The organism is Pseudomonas sp. FW305-3-2-15-E-TSA4 (assembly GCF_058787295.1).
This window is the reverse complement of record NZ_JBYSZP010000017.1, coordinates 55,526-73,284: the sequence shown is the minus strand read 5'-3', so window position 1 is coordinate 73,284 and position 17,759 is coordinate 55,526. Positions and strand designations below refer to the sequence as shown.

Here is a 17,759-nt window from a genome sequence, read left to right as displayed (position 1 = left end):
TGGTCACTGGAACGAAGCGCTATCGACGGCGTGATAGACGTAGCGTCCACCGGTCATCCGCTTGATTTCTTCGAGGTAATTGGAATTCATCACAAACAGGTGGGCGCCTTCGGGCAAAGCGTCCATAGCCTCCTGCGGCGAGGATACCCGCGCGGCGCTCAGCGGCAGATAACGCCCCTGCTTGGCCGGATTGATATCCACCACGCGATCCACCGCGACACCCGCACGTTGCAGGAACAGCGAATAGATCACGCCTTTGGACGACGCGCCCCAGATCGCCGAACCCTGCTCGGGTGCGGACTGAATGATCTGCACCGCGCGCTCAAGGCTGGCGGTGAAACCGTCCGGCAGCGTCAGGCGTGGCACCGGTTGCTGCGGGGTCAGGCGCAACGTCGAAAGGTCGGCGACGATGTACAGGTATTGGCCGCCAAACAGGTGGCCAGCCTCGTGCACGGTGCCGAACATCCGGCGCAGGTCATCGAGGCGGAAATAATTGACGTGCTCGTAGAACAGGTCGAACCACGCTTTGTGCTCGAGGATCCAGTCGAAGCACGGCACTTCGATGTAGATCTGCCCGCCCTGGTTGGCTTCGGCGATCACCGACAGAAAGCTCACCGGGTCTTCGATGTGTTCCAGCACATGACGCAGCACGATGGCGTCCGCCGCCAGGCCGAGACCTCGGGTGAACGGCGCCTTGATCACGTCGGCGTTCTCGCCTTCGTAGGCCGGGTCGATCCCGGTGATCGAATAACCGAGGCCCTTGAGCAGCTCAAGAAAGTAGCCCTTGCCGCAGCCGACTTCGATCAGCTCCTGGCCCTTGAAGTGTTTGGCGATGATGCCTTCGACGTCGCTCAGGTGCTTCTGGAACTGGCCCGAATGGGCCTGCTCGTTTTGATAGTCAGCGTCATAGCTGAGCTTGTCGGCGTCGAACGCGGCGTTGAAGATCAGGCCGCTGCGCTCATCCTGCACCAGCAGCATGTCGGCGCTGGCCGAAGCCTTTGCCGACTCCGGGTCGGCGAAGGTGCGGTTCTGCAACACCGGCAGGTCGGTGACCCGATACAACTCGTGCCTCATTGCGGCTCTCCCAGTAGCTGTTGCAAACGCTCGGTCACGGCCCAGAACGCCATCGGTTCATGGCTCGGATAAGGGTAATGGCCAAGGTTCAGTTTCAGTGCCGCACCGCGCTCGCGCAGCCGTTGTTCAACCAGTGCGCGCGCCGATACCGGTTGGCCACTGGCGCAATTGATCACGCCGTTGAAATCGCGCTGATGGACGATCGTGGCGAGGTAATCGGCGGCGCTGGCGATCGGCAAAAAGTCGCGCAGCTGCTCGCCGCCAGACATGTTGAACGACGCCTCGCCGGCATCGATCGCCCGGTCCAGCGCTGCCAGTAGACTGTTGGGGTTCTGCCCTTCGCCATGCAGATAGAACAGACGCGCCCACTGCAAGGTGAACGGTTTTTCCTGCTGCAGATTTTGCAAGAACAGGTGCAGCGTGTGTTTGGCCAGACCGTAAGGGTTGCTCGGCTGCGGCTCGACACTTTCGCCGAGCGGGCCGCTTTGCATGCCGTACTCGAAGCAGGTGCCGGTCACCAATACTTGCGCCACACCCGCCTCGACCGCGCCTTTGATAAAGCGGTAGTCGGCCATCAGGTTGTGCTCGAAATGGAACAGCGCCCGATAGTTCGGCAATCCCGGCCAAGCCAGGTGCGCGAGGACGTCGATACCGTCGGTGAGCGCCGCAATGTCCAGATCCACCGCGTGAATATCCGTCGCGACGAATTCGACGTGGTTGATCCACGGCATGCTCGCCGCAGTCTCGACATTACGCGCCACCGCACGTACCGCGCAGCCACGGGCGAGCAACGCCGCGACCAGATGCCGGCCGACGAAGCCCGTGGCCCCGGTGACCAGGACGTTCACAGGACTTTCATCTCAGGCACGGCGATCACGAAGCGCCCGTCCCACTGACGCACCTGCGCCAGTTGCTGACTGACTTCGTGCAACAGGTTCCACGGCAGTACTAGCACGTAGTCCGGTTTTTCGATGTCGATCTGCGCCGGCGCGACAATCGGGATCCGACTGCCCGGCAGGAACTTGCCCTGCTTGTGCGGGTTGGCATCGGCCACCCACGCCAGCAGATCCGGTTTGACCCCGGCGTAGTTGAGCAAGGTGTTGCCCTTGGCCGCCGCGCCGTAACCGACCACCCGCTTGCCGTCGGCCTTGGCCTGCAACAGAAAGCGCAGCAGTTCATGCTTGATGCGTTCGGCAGCCGGCGCGAGGGTCGCGTAGTACTCAGGGGTTTTCACCCCGGCATCCAGTTCGGCCTGCAACTGTTGCTGCACCGCCGGCTGCACCGCACGACGCTCACCGTCCTGGCGTTGCACGAACACCCGCAGAGAACCGCCATGGGTGCTCAACTGACTGACGTCGAATACTTCCAGACCATTGCGTTCGCACAGAGTCTGCACCGCGGTCAGCGACAGGTAGGAATAGTGCTCGTGGTACAGGGTGTCGAACTGTGCGCCAGCCATCAGCGTCAGCAGTTGCGGAAACTCAAAAGTGGCGACGCCGGTCGGCTTGAGCAGCGTGGCGAAACCACCCAGGAAATCATTGATGTCCGGCACATGCGCGAGCACGTTGTTGGCGGCCATCAGGTCGGCGCCCCAGCCTTCGCTGTGCAGCTGTGCTGCGCTGTCGCGACCGAAGAACACTTCACGAATCTGCAGGCCCTTTTCTCGCGCCGCTTGCGCGGTGCTGCGAGTCGGCTCGACACCCAGACACGGAATGCCGCGAGCAGCGACGTACTGCAGCAGGTAACCGTCATTGGCGGCAATTTCGACCACACGGCTGTCGGCGCTCAGGTCAAAGCGCTCGACCATCTCGGCGACATAGCGCTCGGCGTGGGCCAGCCAGGTGCTGGAGAACGAACTGAAATAGGCGTACTCGGCGTCGAACAGGCTGTCGGCGCGGGTGTAGTCCTCGGTCTGCACCAGCCAGCACTGCTGGCACACGGCGACCTTGAGCGGCACCCACTGTTCGGCCTGCTCCAGGCGCTCGGCATGCACGTAGGCGTTGGACGGTGGCGAGGTGCCGAGGTCAATCAGCGGCAGGCTCAGCGGTGCGGCGCACCCACGGCAGTTCATAGACGCACTCCGGCAAAGTGTTGATCGAGCGCAGGATGGCTGGAATCACGCGCTGACAAATTATTGACAGGCAACGGCCAGGCAATCGCCAGCCGTGGATCGTTCACCGACAAGCCGCCTTCGTGCTCCGGCGCGTAATCGGCGCTGTGCAGGTAAAGCAGTTCGGCGTCTTCCGTCAGGGTCTGGAAGCCGTGAGCGAAGCCGGCCGGAATCAACAGGCTGCGACCGTCGCCAGCCTTGAGGTGCTCGGCGTGCCAGTGCAGAAAGGTTGCGGAATCCGGACGCAGATCCACCGCCACGTCCCACACTTCACCGCGCAGGCAAGTGATCAGCTTGGCTTCCGGCGCATTGGCATTCTGATAATGCAGACCGCGCACGCTGCCCTTCTCGCGGGTGCAGGAATGGTTGATCTGGCGGATGTGAAATTCGCTGCCGAACGCACTCAGGCTGCCTTCGCAGAACAGCCGGGCGAAATGCCCGCGCTGATCTTCGAAGCGTCTGTGCTGGACGCTGAAAAGCCCGGCCAGCGGCAACGGTTTCAAGGAAAACTCGCTCACAGCGCGCCTCGGTACAGGTTCAGTTGGCCGAGAGTGACGTTGCGCATGTCATCGCCGTTCTGCCACGCCAGATGCCAGTCGAGGGTCTGGGTCAGGCATTGCTGTAATGTCCAGCGTGGCTGCCAGCCGAGTACCTGACGGGCGCGACTACTGTCGAGGCGCAACAGGCCAGCCTCGTGCAGTTCGCTTTTTTCGATGCGCAGACCACGTGCCTGTGGCCAGCGACTGGCGAGCAGTTCGACCACTTCGCCGACGCTGCACATGTCCGCCTCGCCCGGGCCGAAGTTCCACGCCCCGGCGTATTCCGGGCCTTGTTCGTAGAGCCCCGCAGCCAGTTGCAGGTAACCGGCCAGCGGTTCCAGCGCGTGTTGCCACGGGCGCACGGCTTGCGGGTAACGCAAGGTCACCGGCTCGTCCGCAGTCCAGGCTTTGAGCACGTCCGGAATCAGCCGCTCAGGGGCGAAGTCACCGCCACCCAAGACGTTGCCGGCGCGCGCGGTGGTCAAAGCCAGACCGTGTTCAGCGTACTTGTCAGCCGGGAAAAACGACGCCGCATAAGACTGCGCCAACAGTTCGCAGCAAGCCTTGCTGCTGCTGTAGGGATCGTGGCCACCGAGGGCTTCGTCTTCGCGGTACGGCCACAGCCATTCCTTGTTGGCGTAAACCTTGTCGGTCGTCACCAGCACGCAGGCGCGCACGCAACCGACCTGACGGATCGCTTCGAGCAGGTTCAGCGTGCCCATGACGTTGCTGGAATAAGTACCCAGCGGGTCGCGATAACCTTCACGCACCAGCGGCTGCGCGGCCAGGTGCAGGACGATCTCCGGCTCGGTGTCGGCGATGATCTCCAGCAACGCGCCGAGATCGCGCAGATCACCGCGCTGATCGTTGATCCCTTCGTGAACCCGCGCCAGTTCATACAGGCTCGGTTCGGTCGACGGATCCAGCGAGAAACCGCTGACTTGCGCGCCGAGGCTTTGCAGCCACAGGGTCAGCCAGCTGCCTTTGAAACCGGTGTGGCCGGTAATCAGTACGCGTTTGCCGCGCCAGAAATCCGCACTCAGGCCCATTGCTTCCATGGGGCCTCCCCGCTCTGCCACAGCGCTTCGAGGTGGTTCTTGTCGCGCAGGGTATCCATCGGATGCCAGAAGCCTTCGTGTTCGAAGGCGTTCAGCTGTTCATCCTCTGCCAGACGCGCCAGCGGCTCGGCTTCCCAGGTGGTTTCATCGCCAGCAATGTAGGACAGGACTTTGGGTGACAGCACGAAGAAACCACCGTTGATCCAGCCACCGTCGCCGCGCGGTTTCTCGGTGAAACCCAGTACCTGATCGCCCTGGCGCTCAAGGGCACCGTAACGTCCCGGCGGCTGCACCGCGGTGACGGTGGCCAGGCGACCGTGGGCTTTGTGGTAATCGACGAGTTGAGCAATGTTGATGTCGGAAACGCCGTCGCCGTAGGTGAAGCAGAACGCCTCTTCATCCTTGAGGTAACGGCCGGCACGCAGCAGACGGCCACCGGTCATGGTTTCCTCGCCGGTGTCGATCAGGGTGACGCTCCACGGCTCGCTGTAGTTCTGGTGCACGTCCATGCGGTTGTTGCGCATGTCGAACGTGACGTCGGAGGTGTGCAGGAAGTAGTTGGCGAAGAAGTCTTTGATCGCATAGCCCTTGTAGCCCAGGCAAATCACGAAGTCGTGGATTCCGTGAGCGGAATACTGCTTCATGATGTGCCAGAGAATTGGCTTGCCGCCGATCTCGATCATGGGCTTGGGCTTGAGGTGCGACTCTTCACTGATGCGCGTGCCGAGGCCACCCGCCAAAATAACTGCCTTCATCGTCTCCCCTCTCGTTCGTCACCGGGCTGCGCATGGCTTTCTTGAGCGATGCGCGCCGTCTGGCTAACCCTTTTGCCGCCTGCGGCGCCGCTGCGATGACCGCGAGCGCTCGTTTTATGGCGATTTGAGGGGGACTTGCAGGAAACGCGCCAGCTCCGCGAGCGCTGCGTCGGCGGGAATTCAAGGCATGAAAAAGGGATGAGTCCGTTGCCGGAATCATCCCTTTCATCAAGCTACTTCAATGAATCGGACGGATCAGCCAAACATCGCGAATCCATCGATCGTGGCAGGCAGGTCGTAGGACTGGCCGTCAGCGGTCTGCAGATGTTCGATGTTGTTGTACCCGGCGTACCAGCCCTGCAGCTTCACGCCGTTGTCGGGAACGCCGGCGCTGCCGTCGTTGGCACCATGCAGATAGGCGTCGTCACCGATGCGGGTGACGTTCAACTGGCTGATATTGGCGATGGTGTTCAGGATCAGGGTGTCATTGATATCCCAGCCCTCGTCCTGAATCGATACCAACCCAGTGGTGTTCACGATATAGGTATCGTCACCCATACCGCCCAATGCGATGCCGCCAGTGCCCGACTGCCCCGTGAGATTGAGGTTCAGCACGTCGTTGCCACTGCCACCTGACAACAGATAACTGTTGCCGGTGCCGGTGAGCACGTCAAAACCGTCATTACCAAAGGCACTGCCGTTGTGGACCGTGATGGTGTCACTGCCTTGTCCACCGTCCGCCACAGTGCCCAGGTCATTCGCAGCACTAACGATGACGTCATCGCCGTTGCCGCCGAATAATTTGTCAGCCTGCGCCGCGTCGCCGTCGAGACCGGACTTCAGCCCGCCATAGAGATGATCGTTGCCATCGTTGCCGTTCAGGGTATCGTCACCACTGCTGCCTTCCAGAATCGTATCTTCCCTGTTGGCACCCAGCTCATCGTTAAAATGGCTGCCACGCAAGCCTTCGACATCGTAATGCGTGTCACCGTCAGCCGTGCCGTTCTGGCCGATTCTCCACAGCGTGGCCACCACACCCGTGTCGCTGTCCTCATAGCTGACGATGTCCGTTCCCGCGCCGCCCACGAAGACATCCCGTCCGGCGCCACCGTAGAACAGGTCATCGCCGCTGCCGCCGAAGATGTAGTTGTCGGAATCATTGCCATAACCGGTGAAATCGGCTGTACCGGTGTAGGTCATTTTCTCGATGAACGGGTCCATCTTCATGACCGACAGGCTGGTGTACAGCTCGTCAAACCCCATGCCTGAGTCTGTCTCGACGATGGTCACACCCTCGCTGTTGATCGTGTAGACGTCGCTGCCCCAGCCACCTTCGAAGGTCACGCCGCCCGAGTTGGCAGTGAAGTGATCGTCCAGGTTAGTCCCGACAACCTTTTCCACATTGATCAAGGTGTCGCCCTCGGCGTAGTCGCCGGAACCGAAGCCCTTGCCATCACGAAACTCGATGCTGACCGCGTCGTTGGAACGGCTGTAATCGACGGCGTCAAAGCCATCGGCACCGTCCATGACCATTGCGCTTGCGTCGGCGAAGATCACATCGTTGAAATTCGAACCCTGCACGGCCTCGATGCTCGAGTAGGTATCGCCGAATGCAATACCAGTGGCGCCCCACATGCTCGAGAGCTCGATACTGACGCCTTCAAGGCTGTCGGTATAGCTGACGGTGTCGAAGCCCTCGCCGCCAATGAACTGATCGCCACCGTCGCCACCCCACAGCCAGTCATTACCGGCGCCGGCAATGATCACGTTGTGCTCGGCATTGCCGTAGCCCTTGAAGTCGCCGGTTCCGGTGAAGGTCATTTTGTCGAGGAACGGGTCCATCTTCTGGATGTTAACGCTGGTGCGCAACTCGTCGTAGCCGCCGCGCTCGTCTTCGATGATCGTCACGCCCTCACTGCCGATGATGTAAACGTCATCCCCGCCGCTGCCTTCCAGCGTGACGCCGGAAACCGAACTGGCAAGGGTGTCATCAAGGAAGCTGCCGACCACTTTTTCGATGGCAACCAGCGTGTCAATGGAACCATCTGCCTTCGTGACGCTGGCAAGCCCTTGGCGGATATCGACGCTGACGCCCGAAGACATGATTCGATAATCCACGGAATCAAAACCCTCGCCACCATCCAGCAGATCGGCTCCGGCAGTCCCCCAGATCTGATCATCCGATTCCAGTCCGAAGAGCTCGTCATTGCCTTCACTGCCGCTCATGACATCGGCTTCACTCGTCCCATAAATCACTGCCATTTGCTTCTTCCTTGCATTGTTGTTGAATCCGGAAACCTGCCTCCCGGTAACAAGCCGATCACGCCAGCAGCAACCGTCCGAGGTCAGCGAATAGAGAAGTATCGACAGGAAAAGCGCTATGCTTGAGGCTCTGCGGTAAAAAAGTGTCGATACTGATACAAACAGGATATTTAAGACGCAAAAAAGGCGACTCGAAAGTCGCCTTTTTCAGCAGTGCCGGTCAATCCGCCAGCCAGCCGTTTTCCCAATAGCGCAGGTTGTCGCCCCGCAGTACGTAGTCGCGCAATACGATTTCTCGCAGTTCATCGCCCATGCGATAGCTCGCATCGGGGTCGGCCAGGTGCATGCGGATCGCCTGCAGCCATTCATCGGTGCTGTTGGTCTTGACCCGGGTGCACGGCAGGTAGCCGCGATAGGCCTCGGTATCGGTGCAGATCACCGGGTAACCGCAGGCGCCGTACTCCAGCAGACGCAGGTTGCTCTTGCAGTCGTTGAAGATGTGGAATTCCAGTGGCGCCAGCGCCAGATCGAGATTCAGGCTTGCCAGTTTGGCCGGATACACTTCCAACGGGATTACCCCGTGGAATTCATGCATGTACGGACGCAGATCATCCGGGCACATGCCGAAGAACACCCAGTCGACTTCATTGGCCAGCTCACGCACAACATCGGCGATCACCGCCAGGTCGCCGTGGTGACTGGTGCCACCGCCCCAGCCGACCCGTGGTTTTTTCGAAGTGCGACGCTGGCTGCGCAAGTCAGTCCACAAGTTGCGTGCGAGCATGTTGGGGACGACGCGAATGTCGTGGTGCATGTCCGACAACGCATTGGCCAGTGGCTGGGTCGATACCACCACCCGATCACACAGGCTGATCGCACTGCGCACCATCCGCTCCATTTCCTGTTTATTGGGCATGTTGCGAATATGCGCATTGCGATGAGGAACGTCGATCACATAGTCATCAAGCTCAAAGATGCGCCGGGCATGACTGAATTTCTTCAGTGGCGGAATCTCATCAATGGCACCCTGCGAATAACGCCCCTGCAGCACAATCACGTCCGGGGACTGACGCTCGATATCAATGATCGACGGCAGTCCATAGCAAATCCGCCCTTCAGCGCGGTTGGCCGCTTCCAGTTCGATCAGCGGCTGGCTCATGCGGTAGTGACCGATGGCCGAGGCGTTGATCGGCACGGCAAGCACGTTCGGCAACTGCGCCCGGGAAAATGCACTCCAGCCGGTACGCAGGCCCGGTTCCAGGCTGAAGCTCGTCGCACCGACACCCTGCAACGACAAATTGACGTTGAAGGCCGGATCACGGGCAATGCGCGGCAACCAGCGCTGGTAGAAGGTTTCCTGCTCCTGAAGCTGCAATTGCTCCTCTTCTGCCGTCGCCTGGACACTGGGGCGTGCGCCCAGTGCCAGCAAGGCATAAGGGGTCCACACCACCAGGTATCCTTCCTGACCGATTCGCAGGCACAGATCCACGACATTCAGCGCCTGTTTCAGCGCTTGCTCATCGAGACCGGCGACAGCTTCATAAACCGCCTTGCGCACCATCAGGCAATCGCCACTGACGGCACTCAGGTCATGGACCGCTTGCAGCCGGAACATGTAACCATCCGACTGCAACGACTGACCATAGAACGGCAAACCCACTGCACCTTGCAGACCAAGAATCAGACCCGCGTGCAGCACGCACCCATCAGGATTGAACAGCTTGGCGCCGACCACGCCGACTTCCGGACGCTGCGCATGATTGAGCAGTTCGTCGAGCCAGTCGGCCTGGGTGATTACCGCAAACGAATTGAGCAGCAGCACGTATTCACCACGCGCCTGCCCTACCGCAAAATTATGCAGCGCCGCTGCGTTGCCCTGCTGCGGGTAGTTCAGGACACGAATCCGCTCGCCGCCCAGCTCTGCCATACCGTCCAGCCAGGCCCGCGCTTCGGTGCTTTCGCTGCCGTTGTCGACCAGCAACAACTCGTACTCGGAGTAAGCGGTCTTCTCCAACAGCGTCTCGACGCAGCGCTGCAAGGCAGCCGTCTGGTCCTTGGTCACGATAATGATCGACACCAGCGGACGCCGGGCATGGCGATAGTCGACACGATTGAGCAACCCGGAACTGCCACGGCGGATTTCGTGGGCAATCCCCAGGCGCTGCAGATGGGCCTCGAGTACACGCGGATTCTGCTCGATGACCGCCGGAGCGGCGAGCCAGGCGGACAGATCGAAGGGCGATTGCACCAGAACTTCGGCGACATGCCCGACCACCTGCGTACCATCACTCTCGACCATGCGCCACAACACGTCGTGGGGGGCCAGTTCGGCGAACGTCGCCGCGAATCCGCCCAGCGCCAGAAAGCGTTCGCGCTTGAACGTCAGCGCGCGCCCGACGTACGGGTAACTGCGCAGCAGGTCGAGGTTGAAATCCGGTTTGAACGCAGGCTCCGCCGATTCGCCGTTGCGCAGGCTGCCTTCATCGCTGTACAGACACGTCAGCGCCGGAGAATGGGCAATGCGCTCGGCCATGATCAACAACGCCGGCACCACCGGACGATCGCCGGCCTGCAACAGGTAGAACCAGTCGGCCCCTTCCAGTTGCGGTAACAATGCATTGATCTGCTCCAGTCCGTCGTCCTGCAACGGCATGCGGAACACCCGACCATCGAGCTCGGCCTCGGAACAGGCAGCGGACAGCACCAGAATCAACTCCGGCAGATAATCCTGTGCGGCAAGCGCCTCCAGCGTGCGCTCGACACCGTCGCGACTGCCGTCGCGATCGATGACGATCGGGACGATGCGCGGCTGATGCGACCAGCCAGCCAGGGTCTCCGGCAGCAACTTGCGCTGCCCCTCGGTGAGCACCCGGCACTCCAGCCATTGCGCATAAAGCTCGGCAAAACTCCAGCTGTCGATGCCGACACACCACTCCTGGCGACTTTGTTTGGTACCCAGGGTGCGGCTCAGAGGCAGCTCTTCCCAGACCCGGGGTGTCTCATCAGCCTTGGTCAGCGGGATGTAGCGAACCCAACCCGGCGCAGGCGCAGATTCGCCGCTGCGCGCCTTGAGCATTTGCAGAATCCACTCGCGCTCGACTTCAACCGCATCTTTCATCGACTGCTGGGCGCTCAGGCGCTCCGGGTACAGTCGCTCGGCACTGAGTACATTGTTGGACACCGCCACGTTGCCGCGCCGCATCAGACAGACGAACAGCGCGAAATCCAGGGTTGCCTCAAAGCAGTGGCCTTCCTGGGTCAACGCCGGCAGCAACTCGACAAGATCTTCCCGGCGAAACAGCGCATTGGTGAACCCACCCAGCACATTGACCGGAAACTTTTCAAAGATGCCCAGCAGGTCGTCGCCCTTGAACAAACCACTGAGCGGCGACAGCGAAGTGTTTTCCAGACGTGCCGGAAGAATGATGTCGTCAGCGTCCCAGAACAGACGCTGAGCCAGCACCAGCCGGACTTCCTCACGCACCATTTCCTGCGCTTGCTGTTCAACACAGGCGGCATAGAGATGGTCGTCGTCGCACAGAAATTTGACCAATTGGCCCTGCGCCTGTTCCAGGCAGGCCTTGAGATTGCCGACCATGCCCAGGGTGCGCGGATTGCGCACGTAACGCACGGCGACGCCGGACTGCTCGACTACCGCCGCAACGATGGCTTCAATCTCGCTGCCGCGGCTGTCGTCGCAAACGATGATTTCGAGTTGGCCATAAGTCTGGCTCACCGCACTGTTCAAGGTCCGCTCGAAGAAGCGCGGATTGAAGGCGGGAATGACCAGACTGACGAGAGGAAGTGGATTCACGGCGGACTCACAGGCGGTACGAGCCCGCTCGGTAAAGCGAGCCCATGAAACCGCAAAAAAACATTAACTGAAGGACGAGACAAACGGGCGCCTGCGCGCCCGTCCAATGTCAGATCTTGTTGAACAGACCCAACTGACTGATCTTGCTGAACGCCAGTTGCGAGGCTTGCAGCATGGTCTGCTGCAACGTCAGGCGGGTCATCACTTCGGCCGGATCCGAATCACGGATCGAACCCTGGGTCGTGGTGTTGGCCTGGATCAGGCTCTGGTTGGTGGTGTCCTGGTCATCCAGCGACTGACCGCGCGCACCGATCGAGGTCACTGCAGCGCCAATCTGGTTGGAGGCGCTGTCGATGTTGCCCAGCGCCGACTCCATGGCCCCCTGGAATTTCTGCTTGGCTACCGGATCACCATCGACCGGCATGTTCAGCGCCGTGACCATCTGCCCCAGGGTGTCGAGCACGTTCTGGGTCTGGTGGTTGTTGGACTGAATCGAGAACTGATCGCCCGCGCCCGGCGTACCGCCGATGGCGAAGGTCACACCGGCAGCCGTGGCGTTGCTACCAACCATGGTGCCCGACGACACTGGCTTGCTGTCAGCGGTCACAGGGGCCGCGTACAGGTCGAAATCGGTGGCGCTGGTGAACTTCAGCACCGCGCCGCCGCCCGACGGGAAGGCCGCGCTGTACGCCGCCTGGTTGGTCACGCTGGAGCCGGTGATGACCGCCGTCGACGGGTTGCCCGGGCTGCGCGCGGTAGTGAACGAGTCAGGTGTGGCCGACAGCTGGAAGCTGTGACCGGCGATGACCGCATCCGGGTTGGTGTCGCCGGCCTTGAGGTTGATGTTCAACTTCATGTCGACGCCACGGAAGCTGACGGTCTGGTTGGCACCATTGCTGTTGCTGATCAGGCCGTTCTGGCTGGCCTCGGACGTCACGTCGTTGCCCAGGGCATCGGTGATTTTCAACTGCGTGCTGCTGATGAAATCCACGGTGTATGGCTGGCCCGCCGTGAACTTGGCGTTGTAGGTCGCTGCGGTGCCGACCGTACCGTTGGACAGCACCACACGACCGTCATCCACCGCCGGAGCGGTCATGGTGGTCTGGGTGCGGCTGGTGTTGATGGTCTGCTGGAAGGCGTCCCAACCGGTGGTATTGGTCGCGACCGACATACCGTCGCCAATGCCCAGGTTGATCTGGGTCTGGTCACCGTTATAGGTGTAGGTGCCGTCGACGTTTTGCGAGTACGGCGCGGTATCGGTCTTGGAACCGGAGAACAGGTAGTTGCCGTTGGCATCCTTGGAGTTCATCAGGCCCAGCACTTGTTGCTGGATCTGGCTCAGTTCCGCCGCGTACGCCTTGCGGTTGTCGTCGGTAGCGATACCGTTGTTGGCGGCCAGGCCGATTTCCTTGGCGCGCTGCAGAGCCGTGGTGATGGAGTTCAACGTCGACTCCTGCACGGTCAGCGAGCTCTTGGTGGTGTCGATGTTGCCCTGATACTGGTCGAGCATCGCACTTTGCTGCCCCAGCTTGAGCAGGCGACCGGCGCCGATCGGATCGTCGGCAGCGGTGTTGATGCGCTGCAGGCTGCTCGCTTCGTTGGCGGTCGCGACCGTCTTGCTGTAGTTGCGCTGATATTGAGCAGCTTGCGTCGCGTAATACTGGGCGGTGGAAATGCGCATGAATTACGACTCCTTAAAGACTGTTGATCAGCGTGGCGAAAGTTTCCTGCGCAGCTTTGATGATCTGCGAAGACGCTGTGTAGTACTGCTGATACTTGACCAGGTTGCCGGTCTCTTCATCGAGGTTGACCTGGGACAGCGAATCACGCGCGCCCTTGGCCTGATCGAGGATCACCGAGGTGGCGTCATTGTCGGACTTGCTCTGGGCAGCCTTGGTACCGACGTTGGTCACCAGTTTGTTGTAGGCGTCGGTCAGGCTGATGCCCTTGCTGCCGCTGCCGGTGTCCACGGTCTGCTTGGTCTGCAGGCCAACCAGTGTCTGTGCGTTGCGGTTGTCCGAAGACGCCGCGCCGGTCAGGTTGATGGTGAAGGTTTCGCCGGACTTCGGCGTCGCGCCCACGGTGGTCTGTACGGTGAAGGTCTTCTGCACGTTCGGCGTGACCGTGGTGTCCATCACCGGAGCACCGGTGGAGTCAACCATGCCGACCTTGAGGTTCAAGGTGTTGGCCTGCCCCGGCACGATGGTGCCCGAACCGATGGTGTTGCCCTTGGCGTCGACCATGTTGTACGACTGGCTGCCGCTGGCGACCGCACCGAACACCAGTTTGACCGGCGTCGAATATTTGAGCGCATTCTGCAACTCGGTCTGCGACGCCGGGTTGTAGATGTCGAACGAATCAGTCAGCGTCGGCTGGGTGTAGGTACCGGAATTGTTCGCACTGGCCACGCCGGTCAACGGCGCTGCCGCAGCGATTTTCTTCGGATCGGTCAGTACCGTCTGAATAGTGCTTGCCGCGTTACGGGTCGGGGTCACCTTGAAGGTGTCGCCAGCGCTCAGGGCGCCGCCGTTGAGCGCCAGGGTGAAGCCATCGATCACTGGCGGTGGCGTGGTCGTGGTGCTGAACGAGCCCATGTCGGTGCCATCGGAGCGCTTGACCGAATAGTTGGTGGCGCTGGTGAAGGTCACCTGATAATCGCTGGTGGTCAGCTTGCCGGTGTCCTTGATGGTGACATCGAGGTTGCCCGAGCCGGCGCTATTGGTCGACTGCGCAATGCTGCGCTGACTGACCAGAGCGGCACTGTTGATATTGTTGAAGATCGCGGCGCCGAAGTCACCGTTCTTGTCGATACCCTGGGCTTGTTGGCTGTTGACCTGATCGGCCACTATCAGCGCGACACGCCCCAACTCATTGAGCGAAGGGTCGAGCACTTCTTTGCGATAGGTCAGCAGGCCACCGATTTCGCCACCGCTCATGGCCGACGTGATGTCGATCACGCTTGAGCCGCGGTCCAGCTGAATGGCCATGCGCGTCGGATCGTCCTTGCTCGGCACGGTGCTCAGGGTGTTGGTGGTGTTGCCGATCACCAGCGGCTGGCCGGTGCCGATGTACACGTCAAAACTGGTGCCACGTTCGACAACCTGCGCCCCGGTCAGCTCGGAGAGCTGGCGCACCGCTTCGTTACGACTGTCGAGCAAATCGTTCGGCTGGCCGCCGCTGGTGGAAATCTCGCCGATCTTCTGGTTCAGGTTGGCAATCGAAGTCGCCAGCTTGTTGACCTGGGACGTCATGTCGCCCAGGTTGCCATTGATCGTGGTGTTCTGATCGTTCAGCTGTTTGGCCAGCGCATTGAAACGGCTGGTCAGGGCCTGCGCACCGGTCAGCACCGACTGACGGGAGGTGTCATCAGTGGCCGAGGTCGCCACGCCCTGCATCGAGGTAAAGAACTTTTGCAGCACACCGGTCAGGCCGGTGTTGGTATCGGACATCGAGGCATCCAGCGCAGTGGCCTGGGCACCGTACGCAGCCGCTTCGCTATTGAGCGAGGTCGCGGTATGCAGCTGGTTTTCGAGGTAAGAGTTGTAGACCCGGCGCACATCGGCCAGGGTCGTCCCCGTACCGATGAAGACGTTGCCGAACTGCTGCGATGACTTGGTGCTCTGCACGGTTTGCTGGCGTGAATACCCGGCGGTGTCGACGTTGGCAATGTTGTTACCTGTGGTCGCGAGAGAGGAAGAACTCGCAGACAACCCCGACATCCCGATATTGAGCAAACTCATGATTCAAACCTTACCGTGTGTTTATAGAGGCGTCGTTGAAACGCCGGCCGCAGCGTAGTTTTCGAAACTGTTCATCTGCTTGGCTATCTGCGAAATCTTCGTCGCGTAGTTCGGGTCGGTCGCGTAACCGGCCTTTTGCAACTCGCGTACAAACTGTTCTGGGTTATCGGCCGACTTCACTACATCTTGATAGCGATTGTTGGTCTGCAGCAAAGTCACCAGATCGTGGAAACTGTCCTTGTACGAGGCATAGGAACGGAACTGTGCCGTCTCCTTGACCATCTGCCCGTTGCGGAACTCGCTGGTGATTGCCCGGGCCGAATCGCCGGTCCAGTTGCTGCTGGCCTTGATGCCGAACAGGTTGTGGCTGCTACTGCCATCCTGGGCACGCATGACCGATTTGCCCCAGCCGGTTTCCAGTGCGGCTTGCGCCACCAGATAACGCGGATCGACGCCAATACGCGCGGCGGCTTCTTTGGCCATCGGCAGCATGGTGTTGACGAATTCGTCGGCGGAGCTGAAAGCGCGCTTGGCCGGCGCCAGCGGAATCTGCGCCATCGCCCGACCGTAAATCTGCATCTGCCCGCCGGACGCCTTGGCGTCTTCGGCACGGGTCAGCCAGTCGCCGTTGTACAGCGGGCCGGCGCCGGTGGCGGCCGTGGTCGCCGCACGTTGCGGCAAGGCATTGGTGGCGGTCGGCGTGGCGGACGGCACCAGACCGGCGAGCAAACGATCGGCCAGCTTCGGCGGCAATGCCAGACGACGCTTGTTGATCATTGCCATGTCATTGCTGTGCGAGGCTTCGGTAGTAGCCACACGCCCGGAACGCGAGGCCCACAACGGACGCTCGCCATTGAGCCGCGATAACGGCCCATTGGTGGCGGTGGTGCCGGCGGCAATCGGGGTCTGCACCGCAGCGGCTTTCGCCGCCTCTTGCTTGGCGGCGGACGCGGCTGCAGCCTCACCCGGTGCCAGCGGTTTATTCCTCGACATCTGCTTCATCAGCACGTCGGCCAGCCCGATACCGCCGCCCTCGCGGGACAGCGACACCGCCAGTTGCTGGTCGTACATTTCCTGATATTGCTTGGCCGCCGGCGTGTTCATCGGGTTGTCTTTACCCAACGCCTCGGTGGCCGAACGCATCGACTTGAGCATTTCGCCGAGGAACAGCGATTCGAATTCCTGCGCCACCTTGCGCATGTTCGCATCGCTGTTCTTGTCGCCAACCTTGAGCTGGTTCAGACGATTGAGGTCGGAGTACGAACCCGAATCGCCAGTGCCCACCAGACTGCCTTTGCGCATATCCATGATGCCGTCCTCAGATCACGATCAGGTCGGCTTGCAACGCGCCGGCCTGCTTCAGTGCTTCGAGAATGGCCATCAGGTCACCCGGTGCCGCGCCAACCTGGTTCACCGCCCGCACGATCTCGTCGAGGGTGGTGCCCGGGCCGAACTTGAACATCGGCTTGGCTTCCTGTTCGGCGTTGACCCGCGAACGTGGAACCACCGCGGTCTGGCCGTTGGACAATGGGCCCGGCTGACTGACGATCGGGTCTTCGGTGATGGTCACGGTCAGGCTGCCGTGAGTCACGGCGGCCGGCGAAACTTTCACGTTCTGGCCGATGACGATGGTGCCGGTGCGCGAGTTGATGATGACTTTCGCCACCGCCTGACCCGGATCGACTTCAAGGTTTTCGAGGATCGACAGGTAGTCGACGCGCTGGCTCGGATCGAGCGGCGCCGTCACACGGATCGAGCCGCCGTCGATGGCTTGCGCCACGCCAGGGCCGAGCATGTCGTTGATCTTGTCGACGATACGCTTGGCCGTGGTGAAGTCGGAACGGTTGAGGTTCAGCGTCAGGCTGTTGCCCTGGTTGAAACCGCTCGGTACCGAACGCTCCACCGACGCACCGCCGGGGATACGACCGGCCGACGGAACGTTGACGGTGATCTTCGAACCGTCACGCCCTTCGGCATCGAAACCACCGACCACCAGGTTGCCCTGAGCGATGGCGTAGACGTTGCCGTCGATACCCTTGAGCGGGGTCAGCAACAGGGTGCCGCCGCGCAGACTCTTGGAGTTACCGATGGACGAAACGGTGATGTCGACCTGCTGACCCGGTTTGGCGAACGCCGGCAGATCGGCACTCACCGACACCGCCGCGACGTTTTTCAACTGCACGTTGCCCGATCCCGGCGGCACCTTGATGCCGAACTGCGAGAGCATGTTGTTGAAGGTCTGCAGGGTGAACGGGGTCTGCGTCGTCTGGTCGCCGGTGCCGTTAAGCCCGACCACCAGGCCGTAACCGATCAACTGGTTGGAACGCACGCCGGAAATGCTGGCGATATCTTTCAGCCGCTCGGCGTGGGCACCAAAGGTTGCGGACAACAGGGCCGCAGCCAGCAT

The 17,759-nt window shown here is 61.1% G+C and carries 12 protein-coding genes; all 12 read right to left on the bottom strand.

Going from position 1 to position 17,759, the window contains the following annotated elements:
- Window positions 1-3: 3 nt before the first annotated feature.
- Window positions 4-1,074 carry a class I SAM-dependent methyltransferase gene (locus tag AC3WMV_RS22565; protein WP_103368123.1) on the bottom strand — a complete coding sequence of 357 codons (1,071 nt, stop codon included), beginning with the start codon at window positions 1,072-1,074 and terminating at the stop codon, window positions 4-6.
- Window positions 1,071-1,922 (bottom strand): NAD-dependent epimerase/dehydratase family protein, encoded by an 852-nt coding sequence (locus AC3WMV_RS22560; RefSeq protein WP_103368124.1) that lies wholly within the window; start codon window positions 1,920-1,922, stop codon window positions 1,071-1,073. Before AC3WMV_RS22560 ends, AC3WMV_RS22565 begins: the two co-directional genes overlap by 4 nt.
- Window positions 1,919-3,145, bottom strand: coding sequence for a class I SAM-dependent methyltransferase (locus tag AC3WMV_RS22555; RefSeq protein ID WP_103368125.1), 1,227 nt, complete (start codon window positions 3,143-3,145; stop codon window positions 1,919-1,921). The genes AC3WMV_RS22560 and AC3WMV_RS22555 overlap by 4 nt, the downstream gene beginning before the upstream one ends.
- Window positions 3,142-3,702 carry a dTDP-4-dehydrorhamnose 3,5-epimerase family protein gene (locus AC3WMV_RS22550; protein WP_027614216.1) on the bottom strand — a complete coding sequence of 187 codons (561 nt, stop codon included), beginning with the start codon at window positions 3,700-3,702 and terminating at the stop codon, window positions 3,142-3,144. Before AC3WMV_RS22550 ends, AC3WMV_RS22555 begins: the two co-directional genes overlap by 4 nt.
- Window positions 3,699-4,781 (bottom strand): CDP-glucose 4,6-dehydratase, encoded by a 1,083-nt coding sequence (rfbG, locus tag AC3WMV_RS22545; RefSeq protein WP_103368126.1) that lies wholly within the window; start codon window positions 4,779-4,781, stop codon window positions 3,699-3,701. Before rfbG ends, AC3WMV_RS22550 begins: the two co-directional genes overlap by 4 nt.
- Complete coding sequence (gene rfbF, locus AC3WMV_RS22540; protein ID WP_095139348.1) at window positions 4,763-5,536, bottom strand: glucose-1-phosphate cytidylyltransferase; 774 nt, start codon at window positions 5,534-5,536, stop codon at window positions 4,763-4,765. The genes rfbG and rfbF overlap by 19 nt, the downstream gene beginning before the upstream one ends.
- A 255-nt stretch (window positions 5,537-5,791) precedes the next feature.
- Entirely contained in the window at window positions 5,792-7,798 is a 2,007-nt protein-coding gene (locus AC3WMV_RS22535) for a calcium-binding protein (protein WP_103368127.1), read from the bottom strand.
- Window positions 7,799-8,018: 220 nt separating this feature from the next.
- Window positions 8,019-11,612, bottom strand: a complete 3,594-nt coding sequence (locus AC3WMV_RS22530) for a glycosyltransferase (protein ID WP_103368128.1) — start codon at window positions 11,610-11,612, stop codon at window positions 8,019-8,021.
- Between the two features lie 109 nt (window positions 11,613-11,721).
- Window positions 11,722-13,293, bottom strand: coding sequence for a flagellar hook-associated protein 3 (locus tag AC3WMV_RS22525; protein ID WP_103368129.1), 1,572 nt, complete (start codon window positions 13,291-13,293; stop codon window positions 11,722-11,724).
- A gap of 13 nt (window positions 13,294-13,306) precedes the next feature.
- Window positions 13,307-15,352: a flagellar hook-associated protein FlgK gene (gene flgK / locus AC3WMV_RS22520; protein WP_103368130.1), complete on the bottom strand. Its 2,046-nt coding sequence runs from the start codon at window positions 15,350-15,352 to the stop codon at window positions 13,307-13,309.
- A 21-nt stretch (window positions 15,353-15,373) separates the two neighbouring features.
- Window positions 15,374-16,660 carry a flagellar assembly peptidoglycan hydrolase FlgJ gene (gene flgJ / locus AC3WMV_RS22515; RefSeq protein ID WP_096796286.1) on the bottom strand — a complete coding sequence of 429 codons (1,287 nt, stop codon included), beginning with the start codon at window positions 16,658-16,660 and terminating at the stop codon, window positions 15,374-15,376.
- A gap of 10 nt (window positions 16,661-16,670) precedes the next feature.
- Window positions 16,671-17,759, bottom strand: a complete 1,089-nt coding sequence (locus tag AC3WMV_RS22510; RefSeq protein ID WP_177409042.1) for a flagellar basal body P-ring protein FlgI — start codon at window positions 17,757-17,759, stop codon at window positions 16,671-16,673.

Coding starts and splice junctions, on each gene's coding strand:
- AC3WMV_RS22555 (WP_103368125.1), bottom strand. CDS start 3,145: ATGAACTGCCGTGGGTGCGCCGCACCGCTGAGCCTGCCGCTGATTGAC.
- rfbG (WP_103368126.1), bottom strand. CDS start 4,781: ATGGAAGCAATGGGCCTGAGTGCGGATTTCTGGCGCGGCAAACGCGTA.
- AC3WMV_RS22565 (WP_103368123.1), bottom strand. CDS start 1,074: ATGAGGCACGAGTTGTATCGGGTCACCGACCTGCCGGTGTTGCAGAAC.
- AC3WMV_RS22535 (WP_103368127.1), bottom strand. CDS start 7,798: ATGGCAGTGATTTATGGGACGAGTGAAGCCGATGTCATGAGCGGCAGT.
- rfbF (WP_095139348.1), bottom strand. CDS start 5,536: ATGAAGGCAGTTATTTTGGCGGGTGGCCTCGGCACGCGCATCAGTGAA.
- AC3WMV_RS22510 (WP_177409042.1), bottom strand. CDS start 17,759: ATGCTGGCTGCGGCCCTGTTGTCCGCAACCTTTGGTGCCCACGCCGAG.
- AC3WMV_RS22525 (WP_103368129.1), bottom strand. CDS start 13,293: ATGCGCATTTCCACCGCCCAGTATTACGCGACGCAAGCTGCTCAATAT.
- flgK (WP_103368130.1), bottom strand. CDS start 15,352: ATGAGTTTGCTCAATATCGGGATGTCGGGGTTGTCTGCGAGTTCTTCC.
- flgJ (WP_096796286.1), bottom strand. CDS start 16,660: ATGGATATGCGCAAAGGCAGTCTGGTGGGCACTGGCGATTCGGGTTCG.